A 19015-nucleotide genomic window follows, 5' to 3' on the forward strand; every position below is an offset into this window, starting at 1 on the left:
GGAGCAACAAGGGAGGATATGGCCACACGCCAAGGCGCGCGCGCCAATCGAGCCGGATTCCGGCTTTTCTCCTCCCGCCCGCTCCTCGACCGCGGGTTCTTCGCGTTCTTGAGGATCCGATTATGCGCTTATTCGCGAGCGCGACCAGAGAAGGATTATGCTTTCAAGGGTAATTTTGTGCTGCGGGATCTGATCGCCAACGGACAGTCGATGCGCACGATCTCGCTGCCGCGCGGTCGCCAGCGCCTGCATGCCATGCCGACGAGCACCGGCTACGAAGTGCGCGAAGGCGAAATCTACGATTGGGACGGGCGCAAGCGCGGCCAGACGCCATTCACCGTGCTCCAGCACACGATCAACGGAAGCGGCCGGCTTCGCTATGAGAACCGCAACTATCGCCTGCAGCAGAACGACACGCTGCTGGTGCTGGTGCCGCACAATCACCGCTACTGGCTGGCCAAGGACGAGCGCTGGGAATATTTCTGGATCTCGATGAATGGCGAGGAGGCGCTGCGCATCCACAAATCGATCCTCGACGTTTCGGGTCCGGTCTTTCGGCTGCTGCCGGAGACGATCGATCACCTCGCCGATTGCAGCCTGCGGCTCATAAACGGGGCCGTTTCGCCGGGGGCAGCGTCGGCGATCGCCTACGAGGCGGCGATGGCGCTCTATGACGATGTCTTCGGCTCGCATGCCTTTGCCGAAAAGCAGAGCGCCATGCAGCCGGTCATCGACCACATCAACGCCAATCTCGACAGGCGGCTACCGGTAGCGGACCTCGTCCAGATCAGCGGCCTCAGCCGGGCGCACTTCTCGCGCTGCTTCGCCGAGAGCGAAGGCATCCCGCCCGCGGAGTTCGTGCTGCAGCAGCGGCTGCAACGGGCCGCCAAGCTTTTGACCAAGGCTGACTTCCTGCCGGTGAAGGAAGTCGCCATCCTGTGCGGCTTCGAGGACGCGAACTATTTCTCGAAGGTCTTCCGCCGCTGTTACGGCATTAGCCCGGGCCAGTTCCGCACCACCGGCATGTATGCCAGCATGAGGGTTCCGGCCAGGCGCGACATCAGGGTGTCCGACGACGAGACCTGACCCCGTCGCCGTCAGCGCAGCCTTGGACGACATGCACTACGCCGCTTGCCGGCTACCGCCGTCCAACCATTGGAGATCGGCAGGTGAAAGCGCGATGTCGAGGGCGCGCAAGCTGTCGTCCAGTTCGCCCAGCGTGCGCGGGCCGATCAACGGCACCGAGGGGAAAGGCTGGTTGAGAACATAGGCGAGCGCGATATGGATCGGGCTCTTGCCCAGCCGCGCGGCAAGTTCGATCGCCCGGTCGCGGCGTCCGAAATTGCGCTCCGAGTACCAGACCCGCACCAGTTCTTCATTGTCGCGCCGGCCGCGCCCGGCGCGTTCGGTGAAGAAGCCGCGCCCCTGGCTCGACCAGGCGAAATTAGGCATCTGCCGCGCGGTCAGCCAGGCCTTCCAGTCATCGGTGGAGGAGGTCACGCAACCGGCCCAGATCGGCTCCAGCATTTCGGCCAGCGAAAAATTGTTGGATAGCGCGCCCGGCTTCTGCTTGCCGGTGCGCTCGGCATAGGCGATCGCCTCGTCCATGCGCTGCATCGTCCAGTTCGAGCCGCCGAACGGGCCACGGATGCGGTCGGCCTTCACTTCGCGGTCCATCGCATCGACGAATTCTCCGACGGGCACGTCCGGATTGTCGCGATGCATGAAATAGATGTCGACATGATCGGTCTGCAGGCGGTCCAGCGACTGGTCGAGCTGCTTGCCGATCACGTCGGGATAGCAGAGCGGCGAATGCGCGCCCTTGGCGATGACCACCGACTGCTCGCGCACGCCACGGTTCTTCAGCCACTCGCCAAGCAGTTTTTCGGTGTAGCCGGCGCCATAGACATAGCCGGTGTCGAACAGATTGCCGCCGGCCTCGAAGAAGGCATCGAGCAGGATCGAACCCGAGGAGAAGGTGCGGAAATCCTCGAAGCCGAGCGCCACCACCGAGGCCGGTTTAGCCAAGCCAGGGATAGCACGCTTGCCGATCGCCGTTCCTGCGGACCGCAGAGGCCGGCCGGAGATGGTGTTGGTGCGCAGCGAAGCCTTCTCGATCTCGTACTCCAGCCCCACGGCCGCGCGCCATCTGTCGAGCACGCGCAATGTGCCGAGGCTGTCGGCCCAGGCCATGCCCGGCCAGGCGAATTCCTGCCGGCCGGCAAGGATGGCATCGCCGGCGGCGTCGACCTCGAAGGAATAGACGTGACGCTTTTCGTTCACGCTGATGGTTTCGCGCACACCGTCCGCGCCGATCACATCGATCCGGCCGAGGCCGACATCGCGGTCGCCGCCGGCGAACCAGAAATCCGGCACTTCGATGCGGCCCCTGGTGCCGAAGATGCGCAGCACATTGTCCTGGTTGAGCGAGATGCTGCAGGAGACCTCGGCGAGGACGCCACCTGGAAAATGCAGCAGCGCGGACGCCCATTCGTCGACGCCGGACTGGCCAAGATGGGCAACGCCGGCCACCTTGTCCGGCTCGATGAACGGCTTGCCAGCCGCGGCGCCGGCAATCAGCCGCGCCATCGAGACGGGATAGCCGCCGACGTCCAGAATGCCGCCGCCGGCGAGGTCGTCGGCGTAGAGCCGATGCTGCGGCATGAAATCAGGCATGGCGAAGCCGAAGCTCGACTTGATCATCCTGATCTCGCCGATGACGCCGGACTTGATCAGTTCCACCAGCTTCAGCGTCTGCGGGTGCAGCCGATACATGAAGGCCTCGCCGAGGAAGGTGCCGGCCTTGCGCGCGGCATGCATCATGGCGTCGGCCTCGAAGGCGGTCAGCGCCAGCGGTTTTTCGCACAGCACGTGCTTTCCCGCTTCCGCTGCCCGGATCGCCCATTGCGCATGGCCAGGATGCGGGACCGAAATGTAGATCGCGTCGATGTCCGCGTCAGTGAGCAATGCTTCGTAGCCGTCGAGAATGCGCGCGCCGGGAAAGCTCTGCGCCAGGCCCGGCTTGCCCGGATCGCGCGCACCGATGGCGATCAGCTTTCCGTTGCGGGAGCCGGCGACGCCGCCGGCGAAGGCCTTGGCGATGCTGCCCGGGCCAAGAATGCCCCAGCGGATGGGCGTGGTTGCAGTCATTGTCATTCTCCTTGCGAGATGGGAAAGGGCAGCCGATCAGCGCAGCCGCAGCCCTTTTTCGTCGAACAGGTAGGATTTGCGGATGGATACGATGATCTCTGATGTCTCGGGGACCCTGGCCGCGTCGCGCTGGATCACCACGTCCTCGCCATTGGCCGTTCGGGCGTAGAGAAAGCTCGTGCCGCCCAGGTGCTCGACCACATCGATGGTGACGGCAAGATCGGCGTCCCCCTCTCCGGCGCTGCCAAAATGTTCGGGTCGCACGCCAACGATGACCTTGCTGCCGATTTCAGACACCGCGCCCGTCAGCGGCTGCGTGATACGGGTCTTCTCCTGGCCAGCGAGTTCCACCACGACGCCGCGCGCATCGCAGCCGACGACACGGCCCTTGATGAAATTCATCTTCGGCGAGCCGACGAAACCGGCCACGAACTGATTGTCGGGATTGTCATAAAGATCGAGCGGGCGGCCGATCTGCTCGACATGGCCGCCGCGCAGCACGACGATCCGGTCGGCGAGCGTCATCGCCTCGGTCTGGTCGTGCGTTACATAGACCATGGTGGTGCCGAGTTCCTTGTGCAGGCGCGAGATCTCGACCCGCATCTGGACGCGCAGTTCGGCGTCGAGATTGGACAGCGGCTCGTCGAACAGGAACACTTGCGGCTCGCGCACGATGGCGCGGCCGATGGCGACGCGCTGGCGCTGGCCGCCCGAGAGTTTCTTCGGACGGCGGTCCATCAGTTCGCTGATGCGCAGGATCTCGGCCGCGCGCTTCACCCGCCGGTCGGTGTCGGCCTTCGGGTTGCCGGTCATGCGCAGCCCGAAGGAGAGGTTCTGCTCCACGTTCATATGCGGATAGAGCGCATAGGACTGGAAGACCATCGCGATGCCGCGGTCGGCCGGCTCGACATCGTTGACCACCTTGCCGCCGATGGCGATCTCGCCGTCGCTGATGTCCTCGAGGCCGGCGATCATCCTCAGCAGCGTGGACTTGCCGCAGCCGGAGGGACCGACAAAGACGACGAATTCGCCGTCCCTGATGTCGATATTGGCGCCATGGACGACTTCGAAGACGCCGAAGCGCTTGACGACATTGTTGAGCGTGACGGTTGCCATGCCTACCCTTACTTGACCGCGCCGGCGGCGATGCCGGCAATGAAATGGCGTTGCAACAGCACGAACACGATCAGCATCGGCACGGTCAGCATTACCGCGCCCGCCATGATGCCGCCCCACGACACTTTGGTGAGGCCGATCAGCGTGCCGAGCGCCACCGGCGCGGTCATCGCGCCCGGCTGGCTGTTGATCAAAAGCGGCCAGAGGTAATTGTTCCAGGACGCCAGGAACAGGATGATGCAAAGCGCGGCCAGCATCGGCCGCGCCAGCGGCAGCGCGATGAAGACGAAGATGCGCCACTCCTTCACGCCTTCGACGCGGGCGGCATCGAACAGGTCATCGGGCATCATGGAAAAGCTCTGGCGCATGAACAGCACGCCAAGCGAATTGAACAGCGGCGGCACGATCAGCGCCACCCAGGTGTTGGCGAGCTTGAAATCGCGCGCCACCAGGATGAATTGCGGGATCAGCACCACCGCGTATGGAAGCGTGATGGTACCCAGGATGATGGCGACGACAACGCCCTTGCCGACGAAGCGGTAGCGGGCCAGCGCCCAGCCGGCCATGGAGGTCAGCAGCACCGACAGAAAGGTGTAGGTGACCGCCACCGAGACGGAGATGAAAATCGCGCCGACAAAGTCGGTGTCGCGCTGGAGGTTATTGAAATTGTCCACGAAATTGCCATGCGGCAAAAGCTCGATGCCGGGGCTGAAGATGCCGTTGTCCGGCATGGTCGAGAACACGACCATCATCCACAGCGGAAACAGCCAGATCAGCGCCAGTGGCGTCAGGAAAAGATGCAGCAAGAGGCTGCGCCTCAGGCGAGCGGACGAGAGCGAACTCATTGCTTCTCCCTCGTCAGCCACAGTTGCACCAGCGTGATGGCGATCGCCAACCCCGCCATGGTGTAGGCGACGGCCGAGGCGTAGCCGAAATTGAGCGACCGGAAGCCCTGGCGATAGAGCAGCAGGCCGAGCGTCTCGGTGCCGCCGCCCGGCCCGCCGCGTTCGGTGATCAGGAACGGTTCGGTGAACAGCTGCATGGTGCCGATGATCGACAGCACGGTGCAGAACACGATGACCGGCTTCAACAGCGGCAAGGTGATGAAGAAGAACTGCTTGAGCTTGCTGACGCGGTCGAGCGTCGCCGCCTCGTATACATCCTCGGGGATGGACTGCATGCCGGCCAGAAGGATGATGGCGTTGTAGCCGGCCCAGCGCCAGGTGACCGCGATCATGATCAGCGCCATGGCTGGCGTGACATTGGAGAACCAGTCGATCTTGGGCAGCCCGACGCTGTTCAGGAGCTTGTTGATGATGCCGAAATCGAGATTGAACATCAGCCGGAACACCGCCGAGTAGGCGACCTCGCCGACGACGACCGGAGCGAAGAACGCGAAACGGTACAGCCCTCGCGCCTTCAAGAGCGGCGAGTTCAAAAGCACGGCCATAACCATTGCCAGCGCGATCATCACCGGCACCTGGATGACGAGGATGAGCAGCGTGTTCTTCAGCGCGTTGAAGAAGGCCGGATCGCCGATCAGCCGGCCCCAGTTGAAGCCGGGCGCAAAGCGCCAGGGCACGGTGCGCGTCGCCTGGAACGAGATCAGGAACGAAGAGATGATCGGCCATACCCAGAAGACGGAGAAGACCAGCAGGTAGGGCGCGAGGAAACGATAGGCCGTGGCGTTGCGGTTGCGCATTGGTTTTCTCCTCCTTCCCTTCGTTGCCGGGTTCTTGTCCGGTTGCTGTTAGCCGGCGTCTATTGTCGAGTTCAGCGCCGCCCTGTCTTCCCTTCTCCCCTTGTGGGAGAAGGAAAAGCGGCGCTCACTCCTTGACCGGCAGCCCGGTCGCCGCCGCGATCTGGGTGGCGGCATCGTCGAGGGCTGCCTTGGCGTCGGGATAGCCGCCGGCGAGATATTTGGTCTGCACGGCGCGCATGATGATTTCGGCGTCGCTCTGGAACTGCGTGCCGCGGCTGGGGACGATCTTGGGCAAAGTGGCGAGGATGTCCTTCCACACCGCCTGCCCGCCCCAATAGGGCAGACCTTGCGAGACGTAGGGGTCGTTCAGGGCCGAGACCAGCGAGGGGACGAGGCCGAACTCCTTGAGCATGGTGATCTGGCCCTCATTGGTTTCGAGCGTGTATTTCAGGTACTCGTAAGCCGCTTCCTTGTTCTTCGACCCCGAAGTGATGGCCAGCGACGAGCCGCCGAGATTGGCGGCGCGCGGCCCGTCGGCGGTAAGGCTCGGCATCAGATAGACGCCCCATTTGCCGTTTTCGCCGGCCGATTCGGTGCGGATGGTGCCTTCATACCAGCCGCCATAGACCTGGGTGGCGACGGTGCCGGCGGTGTTGTTGGTGATCTTGGTGCCCCAGTCGGCCGAGGAGATGATGCCGGCGTCCTTCATCTCCTTGATCTTGGCCAGCGTATCGACGCATTTCGGCTGGTTTACCGTGATCGACTGGCCATCCTCGGAGAAATAACCGCAGCCCTGTTCATTGGAGATCATGCGGAAGAATTCGGTGTCGCCGTTGAAGTCGGCGTTGGTCATGGTGACGCCGGGATTGGCGGCCTGGATCTTCTTGCCGGCGGCGATGAAATCGTCCCAGGTCTTGATCGATGCCGGATCGACGCCGGCCTTTTCGTAGAAGTCGCGCCGGTAGAAGGCGGCGACCGGGCCGGAATCCCACGGCATGGCATAGGCCTTGTCGCCGACCTCGAGCTCGGTGCGCTTGAAATCGGGGAATTTCGCCTGGTCCTCGGCGCTGTAGCCCAGCGTGTGCAGGTCGACGAAGCAATCGGGAAACTGGCTCCAGTAATTCTCGGCCTCGCCGTTCTCGATGGTAACGACATCAGGCAGGCCGACGCCGCCGGCGGCACATCCGGCGATCGACTTGTCATAGGTCGGCTGGTTGCCGAGGTCCTGGACGGTGACCTTGATGTCAGGATGCAGCTTGTTGAACCCGGCAATCGTCGCCTTCAGCGACGAGGCGGCGATGTTCCAGCTCCAGATGGTGATTTCGCCCGATTGCGCGAAGGCCGGGGCTGAACCCAAGGCAAGCGCGAGCGCGGCGCAGGACAGTATGATGCGCATTGAAATCCTCCCATTCATTTGCTCTCTCTGCGAGCCGGGCTAGACTATGCGGCGCGGAAGGCTTGTCCCGGACAAAGGGAATACGAAATTGGCGGAAAGTAAGATGCCGGACCGGCCTTTTTACCAGCCTGGCGCCAGCAGCGTGGAAGGAATGCCGCTGCTGTTGCAGATGTTCCACACCGCACCCCTGGTGATGCTCAAGCCGCACTGGCATGCGCAGGTCGAGGTGAACTTCATCGTGCGCGGCAGCGTGCATTACCGCATGAACGACCACGAAATCTCGCTTTCGGCCGGTGAGATGTGCCTGTTCTGGGGCGGACTGCCGCACCAGATGGACGATTTGAGCGACGACGCCATCTATGCCGGCGCGCATCTGCCGCTGGTGCATTTCTTCCGGCTGCATCTGCCGGCTGACATACGTCACCGGCTGATGACGGGTGCCACGCTGGTGACCAGCGCCACCGATCAATCCGACAACGACAGTTTCGACCGCTGGAACCGCTACGCCCGCTCCGGCGACCCGGCCAGGGCGGAGCACGCCGTCAACGAACTGTTGCTGCGGCTGGAGCGGGTACGGTTCGAGCCCTACAGGCTGGTGCCGGAAAACGCGGCCGGACAGGAAGCGGGCAGCCCGTTCGACCAGCAGTCGTCACGCAATGTCGGGCGCATGTGCGATTTCATCGCCGAGAATTTCCTCTACGACATCGATTGCATGAACATAGCGGCGGCCGCCGACCTCCATCCCAAATACGCCATGAGCATCTTCAAGAAATCCACCGGCATGACGCTCAACGAATATGTCAACCTGTTGCGGCTGAGCTATGCGCAGGCGCTGCTCATGCACCAGGACGCCAATGTGCTCAGGGTCGCGATGGATTCGGGGTTCGGTTCGCTCAGCGCCTTCAACAAGTCGTTCCGGAAGCTCGCCGGCATGACACCTACGGATTTTCGCAAGGGATTGGCGGGCGCCAGATAGCAGCGACGCGGCGCGGAAACCAGCGCATCGGGCGGCACTTCTTTTCCTGCCGGAAATCCACATCTGGGCGCTGGACAGGCCGGATTCCCATGCTATAACCCACGCGCTTTCAAGGGACGCCCACGGCGCTTCCATGAAATCCGGAGCGCGAGTTTTCGTTAGCCGGAACAGGCCCAGATAGCTCAGTTGGTAGAGCAGCGGACTGAAAATCCGCGTGTCGGTGGTTCGAATCCGCCTCTGGGCACCATTTTTTCTCAATTAAACAAAGACTTACTCTCTAGGGTAATAGCCTGGATGACTGTAACATCCGTGGCCATTGTGTAATTATACCGCCTCCATACCGTCGAGGGAGTGATTCAGGTATGGCTACGACGGTCAACAGATTTGGCCTAAATTGGCGGAGCCGGGAAACGGCCGCTGCACAGAGGACGCCTCTGCCGATAATGCCAGCGCTCCAGGCCAGTCCTGTTTGAAATCGCCTCGTGTCTCAGAACTTCATTCGAGAAGGTCCGGCGCGAAGAGGCGTAATCGGAGGGCATCTCCCGCAGGTTCTGTCGCAAGCGACAGCAGGCTCGCCGGCGCATCAAGCGCCGCATCCGATCCATGCTCGGCTCGAGGGAGGGTTGGAATAGCGCGTATCAACGAGCTGCCAAGTGCCGCTGAATGCCTGGACGAACTGGTCCACGGACTGCGCCCGTACCACCGTGGCCAGGGACGACATGCCCGCCGCCGCCAGACGACGGTCAAAAATCTCACCCCAACTAGAGGTTTGAGAGATATCGATGCCGGTCGCACCCAGATGCCGGAAGCCGGACTGGAACGCGGGAGCACCGTCAATTGTTGAACCTTGGCGTCTGCGACGTGTCCCAAGCCGGGCACACTGCTTGCGGCTTCAAACTGAATCAGGCGCACGATGCTTCCGCAAATGGACGCCGGAGCAGGCGAACCTGGCTCCGGCGTCATAAGACCTCTACGGCTTGGCAACTGCCGCCATGGCGGCGCGCGCCTGCTCGACCAGATCGGCGCCGATCTTTTCGCTGTACTCTTTCACGACAGGCGCAACGCGTTCGGTCATGGCTGCGAGCGCTTCAGGCGTGGGTTGGGAAATCTCGAAGCCCTTCGCCGCGAGCTCCGCCTCCAAATTCTCTGCCTCCTTGCGAGAAATATCCCGTTGGAAGGCTGCCGATTCCTTTGCCGCTTCCATGACGAGTTTCTTGTCTTCGTCCGAGAGGCTTCCAAACCATTTCTGGCTCGCGAGAAGAACAAACGGCGTATAGACGTGGCCCGTCTTGGTCAGATACTTCTGCACCTCATAGAACCTTGCGGTGTAGATAAGAGCGTACGGCGTCTCCTGGGCATCGACGGCGCCATTTTCGAGGGCGCTGTACAGCTCAGGCCAGGGAAGCGGCGTCGGATTGGTTCCCAAAGCCGTCCAGGTCGCAATGAACAACGGGTTGGGTATGACGCGGATGTTGATCCCTGCCATATCGTCCACCGTTTTGACGGGACGAACCTTGTTGGTCATGTGGCGGAAGCCGTTGTCCCACCACGCCAGACCGACGATGCCGGTCTTTTCCTTCAGCTGTGCAAACAACTGCTCGCCGACCGCGCCGTCCATGACGGCATCGACCGCGGCGAAGTCCTTGTAGAAAAACGGAAGGTCGTAGATCATGAATTGCGGAACGACGCCGACCAGGTTGGGCGTGGGGCCAACCATGATGTCTATGAAGCCGGCCTGAACCGACGCCTGCATCTCGGGCTCGCTGCCGAGCACGCCATTTCCGAACGTGTCGATCTTGATGCGCCCGCCCGTCTTCTCTTCCACCAGCTTCGCGAAATAGCGCGAAGCCTGTCCGACCGGATGGTCTTCCGTGGGCACGTAGCCCAGGCGCGGGTTCTGAGCCATGGCCGGAGCGGCAGCCAAGAGCCCTCCCAGCAACGCCGCAGTCAGAAACAATACTTTCTTCATAGTTCAACCTCCCAAGAATTGGTTCAAAGGAACCAGAATGCAGGAACTGCAACCACTAAGGAACAGGACCGGCGGTACGAGAATGGCCTATTCGGCCAAGACTAACGATATGGCGTCCCTGGCTACTGAAGCGGGCGGTACGCCGCTTCTGCGCCGACGATGCCTCCGACCTGCGGTGTGATCAATTTCTGCGGCCACGATGAACGCGCCCCCCCAATACACCCCGGCCGATGCTCCCCCACCGCGCCAAAGTCAGGTCAGACCAACGGCCCGCCCTCACGATGAGGACGGGCCACCGGCAACATCAATCAAGCCATCCCTTGCCCGAGATCGGGGGCTTCGGGGGATTCGGCTGGGAGGCCGTTGGCGGCCAGTTATGCGTACCGGTCGGGAAGGGATTGATAGCAATCCGCGTGTCGTACCCCGGACAATAGTTCGCCGCCGAGTGCCACCGGCCGGCCGGGACATAGACAATATCGCCGGGCTCTGAGACGAAGCCCGGCAAGCCTTCGAGGTTGTATTGGATCTGACCTTCCATGATGAACCAGAATTCACCATAGTTGATGTGCCTGTGTCCGAGCGCCGTGGGAGGCTGCATATTGCAGTTGAACGCCTGGCCGCGGATGGCGTTAACGAACAAGCCAGGGGCGGTTACGAATGCGCCGCCCGAGGGCGAAGCAAGGAAATCCCTGAAAGTAGAATTGCCCGTCCCAAGGGCTTCTGCACCCGGATCCTGTCGTGTCAACGCCCAGGTCATCCCCGCCGGCGGCTTCGGCAAAGTTGCCGCCGCCTGCGGGTAAGTGATCTTGGCGTCCGCGGTGAAGACCTCGAAGTGCAGGGACGGCACCGCGCCGACGTTCTTCATCTGGAACTGCGTACGCGCGGGAACCTGGACCATAAAGCCTTTGGTGGCCGTAAACGGCGCCTCGCTCCCGATCGTGAACTCGACCGAACCTTCCCAGACAATGAAGGCCGCGCGGGTATCCGATATGAACATGGCCGGCGACTGATCACCGACCGCCAACTGCACCCATGAAGCCTGCAGGTGCTTGTCCCTCACGACCTCCTGGTGCCAAGTCTTGGACTGATGTGCGGGAGAAATCTTGGCGCGCACGTCGGCTATCGTCGTATGCGGCTTGTTCGGGGCCTTGTATGGTGCCAGCGCCACCGGCTTTGGCGTCCAGGTGAACACCGTCTGTGCGAGCGCCGCAGTGGACGATACCGCCCCGATCGCTAGCGCGGCCACGACGGCCAATCCGCCTTTCCATAGGTTCATAAGAGTCACTCCTCCGTTTTCTGCTTGACCGATGGTGACACCGCGTATCTGACCGAAACCCCCAAGCATCGACCGATCAGAGTCCACAATGTGGACGCAATGTCCAACAATGTATACTGGGCAGACTATTAACGGATTGTCAACGCCTCACCGCCGCACTTCAGGGCCTTGGCGATCGGATGCTTGCCTGTTGGGTTAACGTGCATGGGTCCTAACATCCGCTGACAGTGCAGGAGGCCTCGGCGGCTGATCGGAGGCTGTCTAGGGTACGGGTGTGATCGCCGCTCCACTCTGGAACCAGGCGATCACGTTCTGTGCCACGAGGTCCGCCATTGCGGTGCGCGTGCTGACCGACGCGGATCCGATATGCGGCAGGATCGTCAGGTTATCGAGCGCCAGCAGTTCTTCGGAGACATTGGGTTCATCCGCGAGCACGTCGAGGCCGGCCGCCGCTATGGCTCCTGTGCGCAGGGCGCCGATCAGTGCATCCTCGTCCACGACGGTTCCGCGGCCTACGTTGATGAACACGCCTTCGGGCCCGAGGGCGGACAGCACCTCGGCATTCACGCTGTTTGCGGTCGACGGGTCGCCCGGCACGATGGAGATGAGCACATCGACGGCACTGGCAAGTTCCAGCAGTGAAGGAAAGTAGTCGTACGCGACCCCCTCCGCCGGACGCCGGCTGTGATAGGAAACAGGAAGCCCAAACGCTTCAACTCGTCGGGCGATGCAGCGACCGATCCGCCCCATTCCGTAGATGCCGACCCTGCGGTTCCGCAGCGTCAGACGGCTGAGCGGGTAATCCGATGCTTTCCACCGGCCCTCGCGAACGAAGGCTGCCGCTTTGGGTATCTCGCGCACGACGCTGATAAGGAGCCCCAACGTCAGATCGGCGACCTCCTCGTTCAGGACATCAGGGGTGTTCGTGACGACGATATTCTTGCTGCGTGCGTAGGCAGCATCCACCGCGTCGTAGCCGACGCCGTAGCTGGCGATGATCTCAAGGTTGGGAAGGGCGTCTATGAACTGCCGATCGATTCTGGCGCGACAGGCCACGGCACGAATTGACGTCCGTACCTCCGGAGACAGATGGGCGTGAATGTCACAGTCAGGGGTTTCGACCAGGCTGAAATGCGTTCTGAGCATGCAGCGGGCATGCTCGTGCATCCAGCCTGGTATCAACACGGTGGCGGCGGGTTTCGACAAAGGCTTTCCTTCCGGTTCGGGGGTGTCACTGCCGGCACGAATGGCCGCAGGCGAATCAGGGTTTTTGCACGGAAGGCCTTTGGACTGCGCAATGCGCCGATAGTGAGCCGCGGACTTGATTTGGCTTCGAGTTCGCGGCGGCTGGCCAGTTCCTCCGGCGAAATCAGCATGTCAGCGGTTCCTGTACCATGTCCTCCAAGATCGCCATCGATCTGACCATAATGTGGTCAATCGGTCCAAAGTTTGGATAAGGGCCCGCAACCTCTTTGTCAAGGCGGCGGGAACGCCGCCGCAACCATAAGGTGGAGCTTGACAAGTGTGCAGTTCCACCTAATGCTTGGGCAGATTGTCCATATTATGGACTGAGCGATTCCAAGAAGGTCGCGGGTTCGCATTCACCGGCTGCACGAAATGTGCCGAATGCCAGACGGTGGCTGCAGCGATGCATGTGCGGAATGTCAAGGAGTGTGGCAGCGTGAACAATATAAACTACCTTACAAATATCAATTTCGGACTTGGAGCGGCCGAGTCACTGGCAGAAATTTTGCGCGAACTCGGCGTGTCCCGCCCTTTGGTGATCAGCGATCACGGCATCAAATCCGCTGGTTTGCTTGAGCGTCCGGTATTCGAGTTCCTGAGAACAGCGCCGATCTTCCTGGACGTTCCCTCCAACCCGACTGAGGCCGCAGTTGCTGCCGGTCTCGCGCTGTACAGGCAAGGCGACTGCGATGGGGTAGTGGCGATTGGCGGAGGCTCTCCGATCGACCTGGCCAAGGGCGTGGCGCTGCTCGCCACGCACAATGGTGAACTTGAGCGTTATGCAGCGATCCTGGGCGGGGTGGCACGCATCACCGGCTTGGTAGCGCCCCTTGTGGCCATCCCGACAACGGCGGGTACGGGGTCCGAAGTTGGACGCGCGGCACTGATCACACTGGATGACGGCCGGAAGCTCGGGTTTATCAGCCCCTACCTCATCCCGCGCAGGGCGATCTGTGACCCGGGGTTGACAATGGGGCTCCCCCCGGCTCTGACGGCCTCGACAGGGCTCGACGCACTGTCGCATTGTATCGAGACGTATCTTTCCCCCCGCTATAATCCACCTGCCGAGGCAATTGCCACCGACGGCTTCCAACGCATCTGGAAGGCTTTGCCTGTCGCCTACGCAGACGGCGCGAACGCGGAGGCGCGGACCGAACTCATGATGGGTGCCCTCGAAGGGGGCATGACGTTTCAGAAGGGGCTTGGAGCCGTCCATGCGCTTAGCCATGCATTGGGCGGTCTCAAGGAGGCTAAGCTCCATCATGGGACGCTCAACGCCATCCTGATGCCGACCGTCCTTCGGTGGAACGTGCAAGTTGAAGCCGTGGCTCAGAAGGTCGACTACCTCGAGCGCCTGGCGGGACTTGAACATACAACGCTCGCAGATGCGCTGGACGGGTTGAACCGTAGTCTGGGCATTACGCCCAGATTGTCCGAACTGGGGGTCCCCCGGCACGTCATCGATTGGGTGTGTGAGCGAGCCATTGCAGACCACAGTCATCCCACAAATCCACGTTCGCTGACCAAGGAAGACTACGCCGCGATCCTTGAGACCGTTTTCTAGGCTGCGAATGCCCTCAAAGGAGGAGCGAGGAGGTAATTCCGTGAGACCGATCGTGATCGTAACGGGCGCAAGCCACGGCATCGGTGCCGCAACGGCGCGGCTGTTCGCCGTTGAAGGCTACGATGTTTGCATAAACTATCTTTCGGATGCCGCCGCCGCATCCGAAGTCGTTGAGCACTGCAAGGCCGCAGGCGCCCGCGCCATCGCGGTACAGGGAGACGTGGGCAAGAAGGAGGACATCGAGGCCCTGTTCAGCGCCTGTGACGATGCACTTGGGCGAGTGACCTGCCTGGTCAATAATGCCGGGATCATTGGGAAAGCCTGCAGAATCGAGGAGTTGCAGCCCGCGGTGCTGGAAAACACCTTCAGGACCAACGTCTTCGCCGTCATGTACTGTATACAGGAGGCGGCGAAACGCATGTCCAACCGCAAGGGCGGCAGAGGCGGGACGATTATCAACATGTCTTCGCTCGCCGCCTTCCTCGGCAGCCCGAACGAATATGTGCATTATGCCGCAAGCAAGGGTGCAGTGGAATCCATCTCCATCGGCGCGGGCAAAGAACTGGCGCCGGAGGGCATCCGCGTGAATGCCATACGTGTCGGGACCACCAACACGCGGATACACACCCAAGGCGGAAACCCCGAGCGACCAGCCAGGATTGCGGCGGCAACCCCGATGGGGCGCATCGCGGAGCCTGAAGACATCGCGCGCGCGGCCCTGATGCTTGCGTCTCCTGGCGCGGGGTTCATGACAGGCACCCTGATCACGGTGTCCGGGGGGCTCTGATGCTCCGCGGTCGGGATTCCGCTGGGAGGACAGGCTGGCCTGGCACTCCCGCTGAGACCGGTCGCGCGCCATCAACGGGCATTCATTCCAGCTCAATTGCCGCGCGACGCCAGTCAAGCACTCTGTAAGGTGCCTCGTCCGCGTTCGACACAAGTATCAATGCCTCGAAAGATTCGCTGTAGCCGGACAGCAGGGTCGTCCTGAGATCGACGCGCCAGCTCGGTGCCGGCTTCAGCGTGTTGAAGGTCACCCCCGCCAGCGACTCATCGAGTTGCTCGCGCGACAGACGGCCGGCGTGGAAATCCTTGATCGCCTTTCGCACCGACGCCGGCAGGCCAGGAATGTCGCCCAGCAGTCCATCGCCGAGCGCTTCCAGGCGAACGCCGGCCAAGCCGGAGGAGACGGTAACATAGGGTTCGATGGCGATGGCCATGTCGGGCGTTATTCCCGGGAAGCCGGCCAATTCGGAGACCGTCTGAAACAGCTTTGTGTTGTTTCCAGACTGCTGCGGAGCGGAACCTGCCGGTTGTCCATTCAGCGGAGTCGGCCGGGCGCGGTGGCCGATGATCTTTGTCGCCAGATCGTCCGCGGTTCCGGGAGCGGCGCCGGCGGCTCGCAACGCGCCAACGATCAGCGGCCGCTCGGCGGTGTTGAGATCGATCCGCAACGCTTCATTTCTCGCGGAGATGGAAGCGACCCCGGCCGGCAGGGTGATCGTGGACGATATCTGATCGCTCAGCGCGACTACACCCTCCGGCGGGCCGGCGCGGATCTCGGCCGCGGCCTGCGACAGCCCGGCTTCAGCCAGAATGCGCGCCGACGCCTTGTCTTCCGTGACGCGCACACTGGCCACGACCCCGGTCATCTGCACGCGAAGTATCACGGCAAGGAATCCCAGAAAAATCATAATCCACAGGACGCTGACGAGGATTGCACCCCGCCGGCTCGTTGACGAGTTCATGCCCACTGCCGCAAGACCCATTTCGCCCCCATGCCTCGCCACGAAAGATGACGCCACGATCCCGTCGAAATCAAGACTTCGCCTCCCCCGGCCCAAGCAATGTGATCACCATGCGGCGGGCAGCCACGCCCAGACGATGGCCAGTGCCGGCGCGAGGAACGTTCCGAACGGAACGCGCGCCGCGGCACGGAGCGGGCGGCGCAAGCGAACCGCGCGGATGACGCTGAAGATGAAAGCCGCGACCGAAGCGAGTAGGATCTGGGCGCCGACGCCGGCCAGCCCGACCAGGACGGTGGACACACCGATCAGCTTGATGTCGCCGAAGCCTATGCCGTCGCGGCCGCGCAGCCTCCCATAGGCGACGTCGAACAGACACAGCAGGAGCATCAGGGCGCCCCCCGGCCCGATGCGCCAGGCGAGCGCGGCGAAATCGCTCGCCTCGAACCACCAGTCGGCGAGCGCGACGACCAAGATGCCGGCCGTGTGGCGGTCAGGAATGAGCAAAGACGCAAGATCATGAACCGCGATTGCCGCGGCCAGAACACATAGCGCAAGCGTCGACGCGACGACGAATGCGGGGCTTCCGATGACAGCGGGCACGGTAGCGGCGGCGAGCGCGACTGCGACGGCGGCGGTAGACCGACGCCGCGCCCTCAGAATCTTCATTCGATCATCGTCTTGGCAGGCCGCCGCAGCGGCACGTTTCTGGACGGCTGGTTCATCAGCCGCAATTGCGACCGCATCTCCTCCGCCACATGTTGCGCATCCATGCCGTCCTTCATGACCTGAGGCCGGATCAGGATGATCAGCTCCGTCCGCGTCGCGGAGTTCTGGTTGCTCCGGAAGGCGTCGCCGATGACGGGCAGATCGCCAAGCACCGGCACGCCGTCGCGGCCGCGCTGCTGGCGTTCGCTGATCAGGCCGCCGAGCATCACGGTCTGGCCGCTGGTGACCGATACGGTCGAGCTGACCTTTCGTTGCGATATGGTCGGCGTCAGGGACTGGGCCTGGCTACGCTGGACCGAGCTGATCTCCTGTTCGATGACGAGGCTGATCGTGCCGTTCCCGGTGATCCGGGGTAGAACCTTCAGGATCACGCCGGTATCGCGGAACTCGACGTTGTTGACGACCGGCGCTTCGGGATCGGTGACGGACTGCGCGGTGCGGGTGACGATCGGGATTTCATCACCGACCTGCAGCAAGGCGGGCTTGTTGTCGAGCACCACCACCGAGGGCGAGGAAAGCACCTTGACCTCGGTAACGCCGCGCAGCGCATCGATGACAACGCGCGGCTCGGTGTCGGGGCCGAGCAGCAGGTTGAAGCCCGGAAGCGTTCGCGACAGCACGGCCTTGCTGGCTTCCTGGAACAGACCGACCGATCCGTTGTTGCCGCCCGCGCCGATATCATTGGACTTCAGGAAGAACTGCACGCCATAGCGCAGCTCGTTGGTCAGGGTGACCTCGGCTATCGTCGCTTCGATAGCGACCTGCTCTTGCGGCCGGTCGAGTGCGGTGATCGCCTGTTCGATCAGCCGTTGCTGGTCGGGCCGTCCGTAGATGAGAATGGTGTTGTTTTCCGGGTTCGCGGCGATGCGCACGCCGCTTTGCGACCCACCACCACCGCCCGCGATAGGCTGGTCGGTGTCGCCACCGGGGGCCGGCAGGCTATCCGCCATGCGCTGATCCGGCGTCGCAGTGGCCGGCTGGGAACCATTTGCGCCCTGATTCTGGCCGTCGGCCTGCGAGCCGGGCGGAAACTGCGAGGCCGGGTCCTCCGAAGCCGACGATGCCGGGGCGCCGTTGAATATTTCGTTGACCATCGATGCAAGGCGCCGTGGCTCCAGGTGCTGGACCTTGTACACCCGCAAATTGGAGGCAGACGCGTCGATCCGGTCGAGCCGCTCGATCCAGCTCGCCGCGCGCTGCAACTGGTTGCGCGTCTTCGCCACCACCAGAATCGCATTGCTGCGCTCGATCGGCTGGACCCTGATCGTGTTGCGTCCGCGCCCCCCCTCCCCGATGTCGAGCACGCGGGTCAGCTCGGGCATCATGGTGGCCGCGCTGGAATTGTTGACGGGGAAAATGCCGACCGACTGGTCGGCCAGCCAGTCCTGGTCGAAAGAGCGCGCTGCTTCGATCGCCGCGGTCCGCTCCGCCGCCGTCCCCTGGAAGATCAGCGCGTTGCGGCTGGGATCCTCGCGCACCATGCCGGGACGGGTGACGAAGTTTTCTAGCAGCGGCAGGATCGTGCTGGCGGAAACGTTTTTCAGGGGAAACACAGTGACGGCGTAGCCGGGCTGGATGGTGGTGCCCGGATCGAGTTCGGCGGCTCCGAACGCTTCGTTCGAAGGAATCAGCCGCAGACGGTCGCTTTCGCGCATCATGGCCACGCCGCTGCTGTGCAGCGCGGACTCGAACATGGTGAGGATTTCCGGGGCCGGCGTAGGCTTCGACGTCGTGATCGATACCTTGCCCGCGATCCTGGGGTCGAGCGAATAGCTGATTCCCAGCACCTCCCCCAGCACCGTGCGGGCCGCGACCTTGATCTCGGCCTCCTCGAGGTTGACCTCGAACTTTTCGCCGCTCAGTCGCTCGAGCGAGTTGCGCTCGCCGGCGGTCAGCTGCTGTCCGTATCCGTAGTATACTTCACCCTGCCGGTTGTTCTGCGTGCGCCCGAAGCCGAGCCTCGACAGAAAACCGCCGCCGGAAGGCTTGCGCGCACTTAAATCTGCGTTCGCGACCTTGTCCATGGCATCCGGCCGCGCGGCAACGTCTCCAAGATAATCACCAGTGGAGGTACACGCGGCGACTACCGCCAAGAGGCAGGCCGCCGCGCCTCTGCGAACCCACACGGAACAGGCATTTGGAGCGCT

At 62.6% G+C, this 19015-nt stretch carries 15 protein-coding genes and 1 tRNA gene; 5 read left to right on the forward strand and 11 right to left on the reverse strand.

Features of this window, described 5'->3' with window-relative positions:
* Positions 1–210 precede the first annotated feature (210 nt).
* Positions 211–1086: an AraC family transcriptional regulator gene (locus FJ964_RS23925; protein WP_140552759.1), complete on the forward strand. Its 876-nt coding sequence runs from the start codon at positions 211–213 to the stop codon at positions 1084–1086.
* 36 nt (positions 1087–1122) lie between these two features.
* Here FJ964_RS23925 and FJ964_RS23930 read toward each other — a convergent pair whose 3' ends face one another.
* From FJ964_RS23930 to FJ964_RS23950, 5 genes are all read right to left on the reverse strand, one after another.
* Positions 1123–3150, reverse strand: a complete 2028-nt coding sequence (locus FJ964_RS23930) for an aldo/keto reductase (RefSeq protein WP_140552683.1) — start codon at positions 3148–3150, stop codon at positions 1123–1125.
* 36 nt (positions 3151–3186) lie between these two features.
* Positions 3187–4266, reverse strand: coding sequence for a sn-glycerol-3-phosphate ABC transporter ATP-binding protein UgpC (gene ugpC / locus FJ964_RS23935; RefSeq protein WP_140552684.1), 1080 nt, complete (start codon positions 4264–4266; stop codon positions 3187–3189).
* A gap of 8 nt (positions 4267–4274) precedes the next feature.
* Positions 4275–5111: a carbohydrate ABC transporter permease gene (locus tag FJ964_RS23940; RefSeq protein WP_140552685.1), complete on the reverse strand. Its 837-nt coding sequence runs from the start codon at positions 5109–5111 to the stop codon at positions 4275–4277.
* The gene (locus FJ964_RS23945) at positions 5108–5968 is read right to left on the reverse strand and encodes a sugar ABC transporter permease (RefSeq protein ID WP_140552686.1); all 861 of its coding nucleotides are present in this window, start codon (positions 5966–5968) and stop codon (positions 5108–5110) included. Before FJ964_RS23945 ends, FJ964_RS23940 begins: the two co-directional genes overlap by 4 nt.
* A gap of 124 nt (positions 5969–6092) precedes the next feature.
* A complete protein-coding gene (locus FJ964_RS23950; RefSeq protein ID WP_140552687.1) occupies positions 6093–7364 on the reverse strand; it encodes an extracellular solute-binding protein in 1272 nt (423 codons plus the stop codon).
* A gap of 103 nt (positions 7365–7467) precedes the next feature.
* On the opposite strand from FJ964_RS23950, the gene FJ964_RS23955 reads away from it, so the two are divergent.
* Positions 7468–8340 carry a helix-turn-helix domain-containing protein gene (locus tag FJ964_RS23955; protein WP_140552688.1) on the forward strand — a complete coding sequence of 291 codons (873 nt, stop codon included), beginning with the start codon at positions 7468–7470 and terminating at the stop codon, positions 8338–8340.
* A gap of 171 nt (positions 8341–8511) precedes the next feature.
* Positions 8512–8587 (forward strand) — tRNA-Phe (locus FJ964_RS23960).
* Positions 8588–9310: 723 nt separating this feature from the next.
* Here FJ964_RS23960 and FJ964_RS23965 read toward each other — a convergent pair.
* The 3 genes from FJ964_RS23965 to FJ964_RS23975 all read right to left on the reverse strand — a co-directional run bounded on the left by FJ964_RS23965 (position 9311) and on the right by FJ964_RS23975 (position 12791).
* Positions 9311–10309, reverse strand: a complete 999-nt coding sequence (locus tag FJ964_RS23965; RefSeq protein WP_140552689.1) for a TRAP transporter substrate-binding protein — start codon at positions 10307–10309, stop codon at positions 9311–9313.
* A 304-nt stretch (positions 10310–10613) separates the two neighbouring features.
* Positions 10614–11585, reverse strand: coding sequence for a cupin domain-containing protein (locus FJ964_RS23970; protein ID WP_181172596.1), 972 nt, complete (start codon positions 11583–11585; stop codon positions 10614–10616).
* 261 nt (positions 11586–11846) lie between these two features.
* Positions 11847–12791 (reverse strand): 2-hydroxyacid dehydrogenase, encoded by a 945-nt coding sequence (locus tag FJ964_RS23975; protein WP_224713359.1) that lies wholly within the window; start codon positions 12789–12791, stop codon positions 11847–11849.
* A 475-nt stretch (positions 12792–13266) separates the two neighbouring features.
* Between FJ964_RS23975 and FJ964_RS23980 the strand changes: the two genes are divergently transcribed.
* A complete protein-coding gene (locus FJ964_RS23980; protein WP_181172597.1) occupies positions 13267–14394 on the forward strand; it encodes an iron-containing alcohol dehydrogenase in 1128 nt (375 codons plus the stop codon).
* Positions 14395–14434: 40 nt separating this feature from the next.
* On the forward strand, positions 14435–15181 hold the full coding sequence (locus FJ964_RS23985) for an SDR family oxidoreductase (protein WP_140552691.1): 747 nt from the start codon (positions 14435–14437) through the stop codon (positions 15179–15181).
* An 82-nt stretch (positions 15182–15263) separates the two neighbouring features.
* Here FJ964_RS23985 and FJ964_RS23990 read toward each other — a convergent pair whose 3' ends face one another.
* The 3 genes from FJ964_RS23990 to gspD form a co-directional block, all read right to left on the reverse strand.
* Complete coding sequence (locus FJ964_RS23990; protein WP_140552692.1) at positions 15264–16064, reverse strand: general secretion pathway protein GspK; 801 nt, start codon at positions 16062–16064, stop codon at positions 15264–15266.
* Positions 16065–16247: 183 nt separating this feature from the next.
* Complete coding sequence (locus FJ964_RS23995; RefSeq protein WP_140552693.1) at positions 16248–16808, reverse strand: A24 family peptidase; 561 nt, start codon at positions 16806–16808, stop codon at positions 16248–16250.
* Positions 16805–18892, reverse strand: coding sequence for a type II secretion system secretin GspD (gene gspD, locus FJ964_RS24000; protein WP_140552694.1), 2088 nt, complete (start codon positions 18890–18892; stop codon positions 16805–16807). Before gspD ends, FJ964_RS23995 begins: the two co-directional genes overlap by 4 nt.
* Between the last annotated feature and the right edge of the window lie 123 nt (positions 18893–19015).

Source organism: Mesorhizobium sp. B2-3-2, from assembly GCF_006442295.1.
Taxonomy (GTDB): Bacteria; Pseudomonadota; Alphaproteobacteria; order Rhizobiales; family Rhizobiaceae; genus Mesorhizobium.